The organism is uncultured Lactobacillus sp. (genome assembly GCF_947367125.1).
GTDB lineage: Bacteria > Bacillota > Bacilli > Lactobacillales > Lactobacillaceae > Lactobacillus.
Window position 1 is genome coordinate 16,670 of the sequence record NZ_CANBCQ010000031.1, and the last position, 14,944, is coordinate 31,613.

Genomic DNA, 14,944 nt, shown 5'->3' on the forward strand with positions numbered 1-14,944 from the left:
TACAACACACATCCAATTATATCAATCATTACTATTTAGACATAGTTTTATGACTCATCTATCCATTTATTAAATAAAAAATAATCCTCATGATGAGGATTATTTTAATTTAAATTATCAATAAGAATTTTACTTTAAACGGTTTTGTTCGTCAAAGATTTGGTGAATTGAACGATCATTATATACATAGTCAATTCCGCGAGCAAGAAGTTGGTCGACAGAGATTCTAACCATTCTATCTGGGTAACGCTTATGCTTGATAGTATCAGTAACTACGATCTGTTCAATTGGCAATTCATTAAGCACTTCAGTTGCATTCTTAGAAAGAAGTGCGTGAGTTGCAGCAACATAAACTTTCTTAGCACCAGCTGCCAAAACTGACTTAGTTGATGAAGAAATACGTGAACCAGTATCAATTAAATCATCAACAATGATACACTTTTTATCCTTAACATCACCAATCATATCGTGAACTTCAGTATCATAGCGGGCACCTCTTTGATCCACAATGGCAATTGGTGCATTGAAGTATTGACCAAAGTTACGAGCAAGCTTAGCGCCTGAGTGGTCAGGTGAAACAACCACGATATCATCGTCTTCCTTAGTGGCAATACCGTTATCTAAGAAGTATTGACCAAGAAGTGGAATAGCATGCAAGTGATCTACAGGAATATTGTAGAAGCCTTGAATTTGTGAAGCATGTAAATCAACTGTGATCAAACGATCCATGCCAGTTAATTGCAATAAGTTAGCAACTAACTTAGCAGTAATTGGTTCACGTGAACGCGTCTTAGTATCTGAACGTGAATATGCTAAGTATGGTACAACCACATTGATTACGTGAGCTGAAGCCCGGTGAAGTGCGTCCAAGACAATTTCAAGTTCCATAAAGTTTTCGTTAACTGGATCTTGAATAGATTGAATCACAAAAACATCACAACCTCTGACTGATTCACCAATGTTAACTTGGATTTCACCATCACTAAAGTGGTGAACTGCAGTTTCAATCAATGGTTGGTGTAAAATTGCCGCAATTTTTTCATTTAATGCAGGGTTACCACCTAAGCCAATAACTTTCATTGGGTGCAATAATTGATGAAGTTCTTCCTTGTTCATTATTTACCTCTTCTGAATAAAAATCGTATACATCACCATTATATACAAAAAGACACCTCTATTGAAGAGATGTCTTTTTTGGTAAAGAAATTTATTTATTTTTGTTTTTGATAAATCAGCAAAATTAAGCCCGCTATTAAAGCCAATTCCGGCACTAGCAAGTTGGTAAAACTCAAGCTTGCTTGATGGCTGAAATATATCAAACAAACTGCAGCAATCATTAATGCAATTGCAATATCTTGTAGATTAATTCTTCTAGCTGATCTTGTAATTACACTAACTACCAGTATTATTACGCCTAGCACAATTAATATTCCGGCTACAAATATCAATACTGATGAAGTATCAAAATTGTGCTAAACAGGAATTGCGCCTAAAAGTAAAACAATCCCAAAAGTGACAAAAACTAACCCACCATTAAACAGATTAAATGCTTCTGCTCCATTATTAAGCCTAGCAATAATCGCAATTATTGCAATTACTACATTGATTACTAAAATTACCCACATTCTACTTACAAAATCCCTTAATCAAATCCAGCAGCTTCAAACTACGGACGGCATAACTATTATGTGTTTGCCGCGGCATAATCACTAAACGGGCATTAGGCATAAATTGGCTATACCAGCGCACGTGTTCAACTTTAACCCAGTCTTTTTCACCTACTACACAAAGTGTTGGCGTTTTAATTTTCTTCAAATCATCAACTGAAATAAATGATTCGGTTAATTCAACGCGGCTATCACGATCAAGCTTTAAAAAGCGGTGAAATCCTTCTGTTAAATAGTGATATGGCCGAATACCTGCCCCATTAACAAAAACGCCAGCCACAATCATCTTTTTAAAGATAGTTGGATGTTGCTCAGCTAGCATCATAGCTACTAAGCCACCAGCATCAAAGCCAAAGCAGTAGCATCCCTCAATGCCGGTCTGTTTAATAAAGGTGTAAACGTCTTCTACTTCAGTTTTATAGTGTTCGGCAATATCGCCTTCGCTTAAACCGTGTCCCCGCATATCGAGCACATAAACGGTATAGTAAAGAGAAAGTGGAGCGATGATCTTATCAAACATGCCACCATCCAAATGGTGACCATGAAGCAAAAGTAAAGGTGCCCCTTTACCCAACTTGTGATAATACATTTCAACTCCGTTGACTTTTTGTCTCATAATTTCCCCTATTCACTATCACGCAAAGCTTGCTGTCGTTCTAGCTTTTTGCGCATTTTTTCTTCTTCGCGATCCTTCATGATCGTACTGATAATCTTATGCCAAACTCGATAATTACCACGGAAATTGTCGACAACTTTTTTGATATTAGGCTGGTGAATAATGCTGCCTTTTCTTTGCCAATAGTGGTAATAAGGTTTCTGCGTATAATAAACGCCTTTGGCGATAGAGATATATTTAACATTAAAAATTTGATCTTCCAATAGTGATATATCTTTATCAAACTTTAAATGATATTTCTTAATGATGGCTGTTTTATAGGCTTTATTCCAGCTGTATCCCTTCATTGGTGAACCAAAAACATTAGTCAATTTTAAATAAGTTTCACCACGAGTTAATGTCCCACCTTCAGGATGACCAATTACCCGTGATTTTTTATCAGGATAATCCATCCAATAGCCACATGATACTAAACTTACATCAGGATGACTTTCAAAGGCATGAATAAAAAATGAAGTATAACCTGGATCCACCCAATCATCACCATCATGAAAGGTGACATATGGCGTGTCGAGATATTGCATCCCCACATTACGTGCATCGGATGGGCCACCATTTTTCTTTTCAATTAATTTAAAATATGGAAAACGATTGGCATAGCTCTTGGCTACCTCAACCGAATTATCCGTTGAGCCATCATCAACCACAATTAACTTGAAACTCTTATCAATTTGCTTAAGTAAAGCTTCAAAGGCACGTGGTAAGTATTGCGCTGTGTTATAAACTGGCATGATAATGGTTAACTTAGGCACTTGTAACATATTGTCCCCCTTTTATTGTTCCTTATTATACCATCTTCAATAACAAGGTCGAAAATAAGAACGTTTCCTAGGCGACTTAATTCACTTTTAGAAAAAATTTAGTATAATGGTCCGTATTACTAAGAATAAATATTCGATCAAAGGAAGAAAAAATGAAAAAATTTATCACTTTACTCACAGCAATGTTATTGAGCCTGGTCGCGATCGTTTCATTTACTAAGCCTGTCTTAGCAGATGATGATACGCCCGTTGTTACCCTAGGTACTTCTTTAACTAATAGTCAAAGACAAGGTACTTTAAAAACTTTGACCGCTCCATTAAACGGTGGCAATTATCAAACCATCACCGTTACTGGATCAGATTTAGTTAAATATTTAAATCCATCTGGTGATAATTTCACCACCTCATCTGGCGTTTGGTCTAGTGCCATGATTCAAAAGACAAGCTCTGGCAGCGGCATTAACGTTAAGATTTTGGACTATAACGGTAAAAACAATATCACAACTATTACCGCTAACCAATACAAAAATGCTGCTTTAACCGCAGGAATTACCGATGCCAACATCTATGTTACTAGTGCCATTCCAATTGACGGTTCAGGTGCTTTAGCTGGTGTTTACGCAGCTTATGCTAAAAACGGCAATGCTTTAAATCAAAAGCAGGTCAACGCTGCCCAAGATGAAATGAACACCTTATCTGGTATCACGCAAGATAACAAAAATAAAAAAGGCTACTCTGATGCCCAATTAAACAACGCAGTTGCTGGTGCTAAGAACGAGATGACTAAACAAGGACAAAATATTACCGATAGCCAAATCCGTGACATCGTCAATAATCAAATTAACATTAATCATTTAGGCGATACCATTAACAACAACCAAAAGAACCAAATTGTTAATCTTTTGATTGAAGTTCGTGATTCTGGTGCCTTGAAGGACGGTAATTTTAAGCAACAAGCTTCAAAATTGTCCAACCAAATTCAAAGCGGTGCTAAAAACATTTTTAACAAATTCAATACACCTGAAAATCGCAATTGGCTACAAGACCTCTGGGATCAAGTTGTTAAATTCTTCAGTGGTTTGTTCGGCGGCGTTATTTTAGGCTAAGCAAAAGGGACTATCTTGATTGATAGCCCCTTTTACTTTACATTTTTTCATCCATATAACGATTTAAAGCATGATCAACAAACTCATTACCGCGATTATTGGCATGACCCCTGGTCCATTCAAACGTACTATCAGAAAAGCTTTGCAGTAATCGGTCTAGCTCTTGCCATTCACTAACATTGGCTAGTGGTCCAGCAGAACGCTTCCAACCGCGCTTTTTCCAGCCTTGCAGCCAGTGCTTATTAATCGCATTCAAAACATACTGTGAATCGAGTACAAACAACAAGTGCTTGTCATTAAAACCTAGCTCTAGCAACTTTTTTAAGGCATTAATTAAGGCTGTTTGTTCCATCTTATTATTAGTGGCACCATATTCACCACCTGAATCATGAACTTCTTGATCATCCCATTCAATCAAATAAGCCCAGGCTGCCTTATCAGTCTTTTTTACATGTCCACCTTTATAGACACCCGTATTCCGCGTCCCACCATCAGTATAAGTTACGGCAAAAAAGTCAGCTGGATTGCTATTTACATGTTGTTTTTTAGCATGCATCTTGTTTTTGTGAGGTGCTTTTTTAATTTCTTGACTTTTTTGTTGTACTTTTTTTAGGGCATTTTGTAAATTGTCTTCATCTTTTTTCAAAACCTTACCCTGCGTCCGCGTATTCCAATCCAAATAATCTGTCGCATCAGTAATATTTTCAAATGACTTATATTCCGCTCCTGAAAAACCATCTACCTGCTTTTTGGCGTCAGCCCAAGTTCGATAAACTCCCGGTGTACGTCCGTTTTTTACTGCGTAAAATTTCATTTCTAACCTCAAAAATTCAAAAATCCTTACCCAATGGTAAAATATATTTATTACTATTATAGAGAAAAGTAAAAGAAGGTGGCAAAAAGTGTTCTTTAATACTAAAAAATATGCAGAAGAAGCTGAAAAAAATCATAAACATGATCTCAAGCAAGAACCTAGCATGTTTAACATGATTTCTTTAGGCTTACTAGCCACTTTTGCCCCAACCCGAATCTTTCTCAAATTACATCCCCGACATATTGAAAATAAAGCTACTATTGAAAAAAGCGACCTTGATCAAGAACCAATTATTTATTTTCATGGCTTTCGCGGCGGCGACTATACTACCCGCGTCATGGTAAAACACGCTACTCAAGATAAAGGCAATCCCAAGTTTTTAAAAGTTACCGTCGATTTACTTGGCGACTTTAAACTAGAAGGAACTTGGACTAATGATAAGCATCCGATCGTGCAAGTTGCCTTTCGTCAGCGAATTGTTGGGATCTATGGTATCGACTACTACCTTAGCTTTGTTTTACCTTTTTTAGCCAAAAGATATGGCTTTAAAACTTATCTCGCTGTTGCCCACTCACTAGCTTGTCCGTGTATTATTCGCACCGAAATGAAGCACTACCGCAGCAAAAATTTCCCTCATCTAAAAAAATGTGCCCTAATTGCTGGGCCTTTTGATGGCGTTACCTACTTAGGGGATATTCCTAATGTCAATTATCTGACTGAAAGTGGTCGACCTAGTGTCATGAATCCCCACTACCTTTATTTATTTTTTAATCGGCGAAAATTTAATCCTGATATTGCAGTGTTGAACATTTATGGAAATGTTTTAGATAACACTAATACTGATAAATTTATCTCTGTTGTTTCTGCCAAAAGCATCCGCTATATCGTTGCTCCCAAAGCGCACTTTTATCAAGAAGTAGAAGTAAGAGGAAAAAATGACGCTGAGCACAGCTGGATGCATGATAATCCCTTTGTAATCGATATTGTTGACAAATTTCTTAAATTGAAAAAATAGTTTTTGGAGGAGTTTATGATCTGGTGGCATGACTTTATCAGAATTATTATCATTACTAATACAATTTTAGCCTTCTATATCGTTTTCCATCGCAGAAGATCTGTTTCGACTACTTGGGCTTGGCTAATTATTTTAATAGTTTTGCCGATCATCGGTATAACTCTTTATGCTTTCTTTGGCCGAGGTATTTCCCAGGAAAACATTTTCGCCATTAATAAACAGAAACACATCGGCCTGAAAAATGTCCAAAAATCAATTGCCCAAGCACCAAAAGAAACTAGTCCTTCTGATACTTCTAAGGCTGGCGACATTGCAATCAACTTTTTTAACCACCAAAACGAAGCGCCATTGACCAAAAATAATCAAGTTAAGCTTTACACTGAAGGCGAAACTTTCTTTCATGACATGCTCAAAGACATGGTGCGGGCTAAGGAAACAATCAATGTCGAATTTTATACTTTTTACAGTGATAATATCGGTAACCGCGTATTGCAATTATTAATCAAAAAAGCAAAACAAGGCGTTAAAGTTCGCGTCATTTACGATGCCTGGGGATCAATGGGAGCTACTAAAGCCTGGTTTGATCAATTGCGCGAAGTTGGTGGCGAAGTGCTGCCTTTTATTACTTCACGCAATATGATCACTCGTTACCGCATCAACTACCACTTGCACCGCAAAATCGTGGTCATTGATGGTCGAATTTCTTGGACGGGCGGCTTCAATATCGGTGATCAATACCTCGGTAAGAAAAAGAAGTTTGGTCACTGGCGTGATAGCCAAGTAAGAATTGTCGGTTCCGCGTCGCTTCTTTTACAAGAACGTTTCGTCATGGATTGGAACGCTTCCGTTAATACTGATCAACAACTTATTCGTTTTAATTCGACTTTATTTCCTGATCTTGATGAAAAAAACATTCATGAAGGCGACGTTGCTACCCAGATTATTTCAGATGGTCCCGACCGTTACGCGCCATATATGCGTAACGGGATGACGCGCTTAATGCTGCTTGCACGCAAAAGATTATGGATTCAAACCCCTTACTTAATCCCTGATGATGCTGTTTTTGCGACTTGGCAAACTATTGCCGCATCAGGAGTTGACGTACGAATCATGATTCCTTGCAAGCCAGACCATCCTTTTATTTATCGCGCTACACAGTGGTATGCCAACGAATTAACCCGCTTAGGGGTTAAAATTTATATTTATGAAGATGGCTTTTTACATGCCAAAACGACTATTGTTGATGATCATTTTTCTTCGGTAGGTTCAATGAATCAAGATTATCGTTCTTACGATCTTAACTTTGAAGACAACGCTATTTTTTACGATAAGATTTTCAATAAAAAAATGGCGGCAGCCTTTGAAGAAGATATGAAGCATTCACATTTATTAACTAAAGAAGAAATAAAAAAGCAAAGCCGCGCTTTGCGAACTTTGCAATCATTCTCACGAATGCTTTCTCCAATTTTATAATTACATCATCGATTGAACTTCAACAGGGATTTCTCGGCCAGCATATGCTTGTAATTGCTTAATAACGCTGTTAACCTCATCGTTAAACCTCATCATATAAGCTTTGCCAGTATTAGTGCGGAAGATCGCCATCACTAACGGCTTCTTTTGATCAGGTATCTGAATCATAGTCACGCTAGCTAATTCATCATACTTGACTGTACGCTTGAAATAGCCCGAAACAACCATGCGCTTTTTGCTAAAGCCAGAAAAGCCATCAACGATGCTAAGCAGAATAAACAAGGCCAAAAAGACGCTTAAACCTGGATCGCCCTTTTCAATATAGTTCCAAGTAAAGCCTAACCAAATAAAAATTAAGGCCCAAACTACTGAGGAGATACGGTAGCGACCACGAAAGTCAATTTTCGCTTGCCAATACCAACTATAACAAGCATAAGCTACTAATAAAAGATCAATTGCTACGTAAAAATAAGTCATATACCTCATTAAAATCCCCTCAATTTAGTTATTTTAATCATTATAACAAAACATTGATTTATAATTAAAGAAACGACTTCACGGAGGAAAATATTTTATGGAGGATTTAGTAACGTTACAAACAGATATTAACAATGCCAAACACATTGTGTTTTTAACTGGTGCTGGTGTTTCGACCCACTCAGGCATCCCTGATTACCGCTCCAAAAATGGCATTTACAACGGTGTACAAGAAAGCCCAGAAACTATTTTAAGCGAAAATACGCTTTATAACCGACCTGAATTTTTCCATGAATTTGTGATGAAGAATATGTATTTTCCTGAAGCTAAACCAAATTTGATTCATGAAAAGATTGCCCACTTTTGCAATCAAAAAGGTGATTTGATTACACAAAATATTGATACTTTAGATACTAAGGCCAGCAATCAGCACGTGACTGAATTTCACGGTAACTTATATAATATCTATTGTACTAAGTGCCACCAGTCTGTTTCTTATGAAGAATATGCCAAAAGCTATCTTCATCAAGGCTGTAATGGCATCATTCGGCCAGGAATTGTCTTATATGGTGAAGCAATTAATCCTGAAACATTAACTAAATCTATCCAAGCTATGCAAAAATCAGACTTAGTTATTATCTGTGGCACAAGTTTTGTAGTTTATCCTTTTGCGCAACTTTTAGCTTATCGCCAAGAGAATGCTAGGATCTACTCTATTAATAAAACAGCAATTCCTACTCCTGGTGTTAAACAAATTATCGGGGATGCACTTACAGTATTCAAAAGTTTGAATTAACTTTTACAGTTTGTTATTCTTAGACTATTATTCTCAAAATAAAGGTGTTAAACATGACAGATTTTTTTTACTATGATTACGTTACAATTGAGCCATGGACCTATTTCTTAACAGCTTCAGAAGCCGGTTTAACTTATGTAGGTCTTAAAGGAGACGAAAGTGTTTCACCTATTTTTAGTTTCTATCCTCACCGTATGTTGGTCCGAGATCCTAAAAAGATGGCCCCTTATATTAAACAATTAAAAGAATATTTTGCAGGTATCAGAAAAAAATTTGATGTTCCCATAGATATTTCTGAATTTGGTACCGAATTTCAGCGAAAAGTATTAACTGTTGTTCAAAATATTCCATACGGAGTAACCCTAACTTATGGTGATGTCGCCAATTCCCTAGCTGACGCTACTTCTTCTCGCTCAGTTGCACATGCCGTAGCCTTAAACCCTGTTTTAATCTTTATTCCTGATCAAAGAGTTATTTTATCTGATAATAAAATTGGGACTTATCGTTTAGGGCAAAAAGAAAAAATAAGATTAATTGAATTAGAAAAGAAGCACTTGCATGTCAATTCTTAAACTATATGCCCCCTTTTTTGATGGCGGCAATTGGCTCCACGTTCTAACCAGTGGCAAAGACTGGATGATCATTCTAACTTTAATTTTGATGGAATGCTTATTATCAGTTGACAATGCCGTAGTTTTAGCTGCTCAAACGCAGGTCTTGCCTGACAAAACAGAGCAACGCAAGTCCTTAGTTTATGGTTTGTGGGGCGCTTATTTATTCCGGTTTATTGTTATTGGGATCGGAACTTATTTGATCAATTTCTGGGAAATTAAATTAGCCGGTAGTATTTACCTTTTCTACCTGGCTTTTAGGTTTTTCTATGACCAACGTCACCCTAAACAAGCTGCTGAGCATGAACATGAAAAAGAAGAACGTGAAGCTGCCCATCATAAAGGCAAAAAGAAAAAGAGACATGTTCTGTCTCTTTTCTGGCGCACGGTTATCTCAATTGAATCAATGGATATTGTCTTCTCAATTGATTCAGTTTTAGCCGCTTTAGCAGTATCAGATAATTCAGTCGTGGTTTTAATCGGCGGGATGATCGGTATTCTTTGCATGAGAGGTGTAGCCGAAATCATTATTAAATTAATGGACATCATCCCCGAACTGCAACCGATGGCTTACTTACTGATTGGCATCATTGCCTTAAAATTATTTTTAGCTCTGCCACCATTACGCTTCGAATTACCAAATACCGTTTTTGCAATCATTGTTTTTACGATCTTAATCTTAACTATTATTTTCCATTTTTGGAGAATAAAATATCATGGTCATAAGCACATTTAATGCTGCAATTTGTTTAATACATATTCTTTAAGTACAACTGCTTGGTTGTGCTTTTTATTTTTAGCGCCAAACAAGAAAAGAACGTCTTCTTTAGCTAGGTGTTCTTTTACGTCATGGCAAAAATCCGCTGTATAATCATTATGATCTAGTTCTTCAATATACTTTTGCTTAAATTCAGGGAACTTTTCGTCTTCATGATTAAACCATTGACGCAGTTCTTTGCTAGGTCCAATCTGCTTATCCCATTCTGCTAAATTTGCTTTCGCCTTGCTCATTCCGCGCGGCCATAAGCGATCAACCAAAATCCGATAGCCAGTTGGCTGTTCATGCTCGTAAATTCGAACTAATTTTATTTCTGTCATTCTTATCTCTTTTCTAGAAAGGTCAAAAATGGACTATTCAACTTATTTTTCTACTAACACCACTGATTATATTGCAAAAGACCTTATTGGGCGAATGCTCACCTTTGATAATGGTCAAGAAAAATTAGGCGGCTACATTGTCGAAGCAGAAGCCTATATGGGCAAAAAAGATCGCGCAGCTCATTCCTACGGCGGTCGTCGCAGTCCCGCTAACGAAGGTCTATATGGCAAAGGCGGTACCATTTACATCTATGCGCAACGCCAATATTTTTTCTTTGATATAGCTACTAGAGGCCAAGATGAACCACAAGGAGTATTAATCCGAGCAATTGAGCCAACTTTAGGTATTAATACTATGATTAAAAACCGCCACGGCAAAGACGGCGTTCTTTTGACTAATGGACCCGCTAAAATGATGCAAGCTTTTGGCATTCATGATAAAAATTGGAATCTACACTTTTTATCTAACTCTCCTTTTGCCATCGATCTGAATACTCAACACAAACATATTGCCCAAGAAATAATTGCCGCACCACGGGTAGGAATTAATCAGTCTGATCCTACTTGGGCTGAGAAAAAATTACGCTTTTATGTCGCTGGTAATCCATATGTTTCTGATATGAAAAAGAAAAATTATCGGATTACAAATGGCTGGGCTTGACAAATTTTAATTTTTCTTTTATTCTTTTTCATTAGTTAAATAATTTTCCAATGCAATAGAGGTTGCGACACTCACAAGTTGATCCGGAGTCCGCGAAGACGCTGAAAGTTAACTTAGGATTGCCGCCGAAATGGATTTAATGTTCGCGCATTGATCTGTTGGGCTATAGAAGAATATTCTATAGACTGTCCTGGTTAGTCCCCAGGGAGCGCTATAAGATTTGGTTTAAATACTGATGATTATGACCCTCGCAATTCTTTGGAAGAGCGAGGTTTTTGTTTACTCTTTATTGTGTTGGCTTTATGTTAAAACTATTTTTGGAGGTTTTACAATTGAAGTCAAGATCTAGATGGATGGCACTGTTAATGTCAATTCTACTTAGTTTATTTATCGGTTTTTCTCTTAGCAGCAGTCAGACTCAAGCTGCTAAGAAAGATTCTGACACATTAAAAATTGGAATGGAGGCAAACTATCCCCCATACAACTGGACTCAACCAACTAAGGCTAATGGAGCTGTACCAATCGATGGTTCTAACTCCTATGCTAATGGTTATGATGTCCAAATTGCCAAGATCATCGGTAAACGACTGCACAAAAAAGTAATCGTCGAAAAAACCCAATGGGATGGTCTATTGCCAGCTTTGACATCAGGCAAAATCGACTTGATTATTGCTGGTATGTCTCCTACTGCTGAAAGACGCAAGGCAATCAACTTCTCAGAACCTTACCGTAAAAGTACTTTTGTCGTAATTACTAACAAGGCAAGCAAGTATTCTAACGCTAAGAAATTGACTGATTTCAAGGGTGCTAAGTTAACTGCACAACAAGGAACTTTGCACTATGATTTAATCAAGCAATTAAAGGGTGCTAAGCGTGAACCAGCTATGCGTGACTTCTCAGCCATGCGTCAAAGTTTATCTTCTGGCACGATTGACGGCTATGTCGCTGAAGACATTGAATTTGAAAGTTACCACAACGTTAACCCTAACATCATTGCCGTTAACTTAAACAAAATGGCCGGCTTTAAAGTTGACCATGATGATTCTGTAACTAGTATCGGGGTTAAAAAGGGCAACACTAAGCTTTTAAACGAAGTTAACGCTACTTTAAGAACCATTTCTAACAAGAAGCGTGACCAATTGATGTCACAAGCTATAAGAGAGCAACCAAAAGCTGGTAACGAAACCAAGAAAGAAAATTGGCTCGTTACTACTTGGAAGCAATATGGTGGCATGATTATGTCAGGTATCGGCATGACTTTGCTCTTAGCTTTAGTTGGTACAATTGTTGGTTTCTTTATCGGCTTACTTGTAGGTATTGTTCGTACTATTCCTACCCCAACTACTCGTGGTAAGCGTTGGACTTTAAACGTAATTAAGTGGTTACTATCTGTTTATGTAGAAGTATTCCGTGGTACACCAATGATGGTTCAGGCAGCCGTAATTTATTACGGTATTGCTCAATTTTGGCACTTAAATTTAAACAGAACTGTTGCAGCCTTGATTATTGTATCAATCAACACTGGTGCTTACTTAGCTGAAGTTATCCGTGGTGGTATTATTTCTACTCCAGAAGGTCAATTTGAAGCAGCTAGCGCTTTAGGTATGACTCATAACCAAAGAATGTGGCATATCATCTTGCCTCAAGCAATTAAAAACTGTTTACCATCAATTACTAACGAATTTATCGTTAACATTAAGGATACTTCAGTATTGAGTATTATCTCAGTTTCAGAATTGTTCTTTGTTGGTACAACTATTGCTAGTCAATCATTCAAGTTCTTCCCAACTTACTTAATGATTTCTGCAATTTACTTGATCTTAACCTTTACTATTACTAGAATCTTCAACTTTATCGAAAAGAGACTTGAAGGTAATAAGAACTACAACTTGATGGCTAACCAAGTCCAAGTTGGTACTCCAAAAGATACGGAGGCAAATAATTAATGACTGAATCAAATGAAGTAATTTTAAGCTTAAAGCATATGCAAAAGTCTTATGGAAATCACCAAGTATTAAAGGATATTTCCTTTGACATCAATAAAGGCGAAATCGTAACGATCATTGGTCCTTCTGGTGGTGGTAAATCAACTACCTTGCGTTGTATCAACCTGCTTGAAGAACCAACTGGCGGCGAAATCGATTTTCACGGTGAAAATATCTTGCATCCCGGCTACAACCGTAACACCTTTAGATCAAAGGTCGGTATGGTTTTCCAGCAATTTGACTTATTTGAAAACAAAAACGTCTTAGAAAACTGTATGGTCGGTCAAGAATTAGTCTTGAAGCGTTCAAAAGACGAAGCACGCAAGATTGCCATGAAAAACCTAGAAAAGGTTGGCATGGATCCTTTCATTAAGGCTAAGCCACAACAATTATCTGGTGGTCAGCAGCAGCGTGTAGCTATTGCCCGAGCAATTTCCATGGATCCAGAAGTATTGCTCTTTGACGAACCCACTAGTGCCCTTGACCCAGAAATGGTTGGTGAAGTACTAGAAGTTATGCAAAAGCTCGCTACGACCGGTTTAACGATGGTTATCGTTACTCACGAAATGGGCTTTGCGAAGAGTATTTCTGATCGCGTATTGTTCATCAGTGATGGCGTGATCACGGAACAAGGTGCACCTGAAGAATTATTTGACCATCCTAAGAATGAAAAGACGCAAAAGTTCTTGAGCAACTTTAGAAATAATGAATTCTAATATTACAAAAGCCGCGAAGTTTAATTGCTTCACGGCTTTTTTAGCGTATAATTTATAACAAATTAATTTTTGGAGGAAGTAAAATGAATGATAGAGTATATTATTTTATCAAGCCTTATGACGAAAGTCTGCCACTACCGCCTGCAGAAAATTTTGCGCAAATTTTGAACGAAACTTATTTGCATCCCTTCAACTGGAAAGCAAGAACTACGCGTAAATCTTTCTGGTGGAGCACTTTGATTAACCTTGTTATCGGCATCTTATGCATCATTTTTGGCTTCTATGCTTTTAACCAAAACATCAACCCCGGCATTAGAATAGTCGATGGTATTGTTGCGGCTGCTGTTTATCTGTGGCTATTTTTAGCTGCATTAGGACAAACGATCCGACGTTTGCACGATGTTGGCTACAGCGGCTATTGGTACTGGGCTGCCTTCACTGGTTATGGCGCAATGTTTTTATTTTATCTTGAATTGCAGCCATCTGTTCAACGCCAAGTTAAGTGGGGCAAATATTTCTTTAGTAATCAAGACTACCCTGCCGACCATAAAGAAACAGTTCCTGTGCCAACTATTGGTCAAATTCTAAAAGAACACTTCTTTGATTGCTTCAAGTGGAATGCTAGATCAACTAGAACATCATTCTGGGTAGGAACAGCAATTAATCAAGCTACTTTAGGAATCGGCACTCTTTTCATCTATGCTTTTTCTGCTTTTTTCACGATTATTCCTGGCTGGCATCAAATGCCGCAAGCAATCGGTATTTTCTTTTTATGCTTTTTAGTACTTTTACTGGTTATCCTTATTTGGTCATTTTTAGCTCAATTAGGACACACTGTTCGCCGCTTGCACGATGCAGGCTTTAACGGTGGCTGGTGGTGGTTAGGCATTGTTCCTTACGTGGGAGATTTGCTTTTAGCCTTCTTATTATTCCACCCAACAGTTGACGCAGATAATAAGTGGAACAAGTATTTGTTTGACCCAGAAGACAGAATTAGATAATTATCAAAATAAGTGTCTGGGAAAAAACTAACTCCTGGACCATAAAAAAGAACGATGATTTCCATCTGGATTTCATCGTTCTTTTTC

General features: G+C 37.5%; 17 protein-coding genes and 1 riboswitch. Of the genes, 10 read left to right on the plus strand and 7 right to left on the minus strand.

From position 1 onward, the window contains the following. Positions 1 to 129: 129 nt before the first annotated feature. The 4 genes from Q0Y84_RS08995 to Q0Y84_RS09010 form a co-directional block, all read right to left on the minus strand. Complete coding sequence (locus tag Q0Y84_RS08995) at positions 130 to 1,116, minus strand: ribose-phosphate diphosphokinase (protein ID WP_297952877.1); 987 nt, start codon at positions 1,114 to 1,116, stop codon at positions 130 to 132. A gap of 356 nt (positions 1,117 to 1,472) precedes the next feature. After that, positions 1,473 to 1,625 carry a hypothetical protein gene (locus Q0Y84_RS09000; RefSeq protein WP_297952879.1) on the minus strand — a complete coding sequence of 51 codons (153 nt, stop codon included), beginning with the start codon at positions 1,623 to 1,625 and terminating at the stop codon, positions 1,473 to 1,475. A 1-nt stretch (position 1,626) separates the two neighbouring features. Next, entirely contained in the window at positions 1,627 to 2,283 is a 657-nt protein-coding gene (locus Q0Y84_RS09005; protein ID WP_297952881.1) for an alpha/beta hydrolase, read from the minus strand. Positions 2,284 to 2,291: 8 nt separating this feature from the next. Continuing rightward, the gene (locus Q0Y84_RS09010; RefSeq protein ID WP_297952883.1) at positions 2,292 to 3,104 is read right to left on the minus strand and encodes a glycosyltransferase; all 813 of its coding nucleotides are present in this window, start codon (positions 3,102 to 3,104) and stop codon (positions 2,292 to 2,294) included. A gap of 152 nt (positions 3,105 to 3,256) precedes the next feature. On the opposite strand from Q0Y84_RS09010, the gene Q0Y84_RS09015 reads away from it, so the two are divergent. Beyond that, positions 3,257 to 4,210, plus strand: a complete 954-nt coding sequence (locus Q0Y84_RS09015) for a DUF1002 domain-containing protein (protein ID WP_297952885.1) — start codon at positions 3,257 to 3,259, stop codon at positions 4,208 to 4,210. A gap of 37 nt (positions 4,211 to 4,247) precedes the next feature. Here the strand turns inward: Q0Y84_RS09015 and Q0Y84_RS09020 are convergent, their stop codons facing one another. Then, positions 4,248 to 5,024 (minus strand): ribonuclease H family protein, encoded by a 777-nt coding sequence (locus Q0Y84_RS09020; RefSeq protein WP_297952887.1) that lies wholly within the window; start codon positions 5,022 to 5,024, stop codon positions 4,248 to 4,250. A gap of 88 nt (positions 5,025 to 5,112) precedes the next feature. Between Q0Y84_RS09020 and Q0Y84_RS09025 the strand changes: the two genes are divergently transcribed. Both Q0Y84_RS09025 and cls read left to right on the plus strand, forming a co-directional pair. Beyond that, on the plus strand, positions 5,113 to 6,039 hold the full coding sequence (locus Q0Y84_RS09025) for an alpha/beta hydrolase (RefSeq protein ID WP_297952889.1): 927 nt from the start codon (positions 5,113 to 5,115) through the stop codon (positions 6,037 to 6,039). 15 nt (positions 6,040 to 6,054) lie between these two features. After that, positions 6,055 to 7,512, plus strand: a complete 1,458-nt coding sequence (gene cls / locus Q0Y84_RS09030; protein WP_297952891.1) for a cardiolipin synthase — start codon at positions 6,055 to 6,057, stop codon at positions 7,510 to 7,512. Here the strand turns inward: cls and Q0Y84_RS09035 are convergent, their stop codons facing one another. Beyond that, positions 7,513 to 7,998 (minus strand): hypothetical protein, encoded by a 486-nt coding sequence (locus Q0Y84_RS09035; RefSeq protein ID WP_297952893.1) that lies wholly within the window; start codon positions 7,996 to 7,998, stop codon positions 7,513 to 7,515. Positions 7,999 to 8,086: 88 nt separating this feature from the next. On the opposite strand from Q0Y84_RS09035, the gene Q0Y84_RS09040 reads away from it, so the two are divergent. The 3 genes from Q0Y84_RS09040 to Q0Y84_RS09050 are packed head-to-tail and all read left to right on the plus strand — an operon-like array spanning position 8,087 to position 10,132. Further along, complete coding sequence (locus Q0Y84_RS09040; protein WP_297952895.1) at positions 8,087 to 8,785, plus strand: NAD-dependent protein deacylase; 699 nt, start codon at positions 8,087 to 8,089, stop codon at positions 8,783 to 8,785. Positions 8,786 to 8,838: 53 nt separating this feature from the next. Further along, positions 8,839 to 9,357: a methylated-DNA--[protein]-cysteine S-methyltransferase gene (locus Q0Y84_RS09045; RefSeq protein ID WP_297952897.1), complete on the plus strand. Its 519-nt coding sequence runs from the start codon at positions 8,839 to 8,841 to the stop codon at positions 9,355 to 9,357. Then, on the plus strand, positions 9,344 to 10,132 hold the full coding sequence (locus tag Q0Y84_RS09050; RefSeq protein ID WP_297952899.1) for a TerC family protein: 789 nt from the start codon (positions 9,344 to 9,346) through the stop codon (positions 10,130 to 10,132). Before Q0Y84_RS09045 ends, Q0Y84_RS09050 begins: the two co-directional genes overlap by 14 nt. Here the strand turns inward: Q0Y84_RS09050 and Q0Y84_RS09055 are convergent. Next, complete coding sequence (locus Q0Y84_RS09055; protein WP_297952901.1) at positions 10,129 to 10,494, minus strand: DUF488 family protein; 366 nt, start codon at positions 10,492 to 10,494, stop codon at positions 10,129 to 10,131. The two genes, Q0Y84_RS09050 and Q0Y84_RS09055, sit on opposite strands and share 4 nt — an antisense overlap. A gap of 28 nt (positions 10,495 to 10,522) precedes the next feature. On the opposite strand from Q0Y84_RS09055, the gene Q0Y84_RS09060 reads away from it, so the two are divergent. The 4 genes from Q0Y84_RS09060 to Q0Y84_RS09075 all read left to right on the plus strand — a co-directional run bounded on the left by Q0Y84_RS09060 (position 10,523) and on the right by Q0Y84_RS09075 (position 14,857). Then, entirely contained in the window at positions 10,523 to 11,155 is a 633-nt protein-coding gene (locus Q0Y84_RS09060) for a DNA-3-methyladenine glycosylase (protein WP_297952903.1), read from the plus strand. Between the two features lie 48 nt (positions 11,156 to 11,203). Continuing rightward, a riboswitch (Lysine riboswitch) is annotated at positions 11,204 to 11,377 on the plus strand. 110 nt (positions 11,378 to 11,487) lie between these two features. Beyond that, the gene (locus Q0Y84_RS09065; protein ID WP_297952905.1) at positions 11,488 to 13,101 is read left to right on the plus strand and encodes an ABC transporter substrate-binding protein/permease; all 1,614 of its coding nucleotides are present in this window, start codon (positions 11,488 to 11,490) and stop codon (positions 13,099 to 13,101) included. Beyond that, positions 13,101 to 13,856, plus strand: a complete 756-nt coding sequence (locus Q0Y84_RS09070; protein ID WP_297952906.1) for an amino acid ABC transporter ATP-binding protein — start codon at positions 13,101 to 13,103, stop codon at positions 13,854 to 13,856. Before Q0Y84_RS09065 ends, Q0Y84_RS09070 begins: the two co-directional genes overlap by 1 nt. Before the next feature lie 83 nt (positions 13,857 to 13,939). Next, positions 13,940 to 14,857: a DUF805 domain-containing protein gene (locus Q0Y84_RS09075; RefSeq protein ID WP_297952908.1), complete on the plus strand. Its 918-nt coding sequence runs from the start codon at positions 13,940 to 13,942 to the stop codon at positions 14,855 to 14,857. Positions 14,858 to 14,944 lie beyond the last annotated feature (87 nt).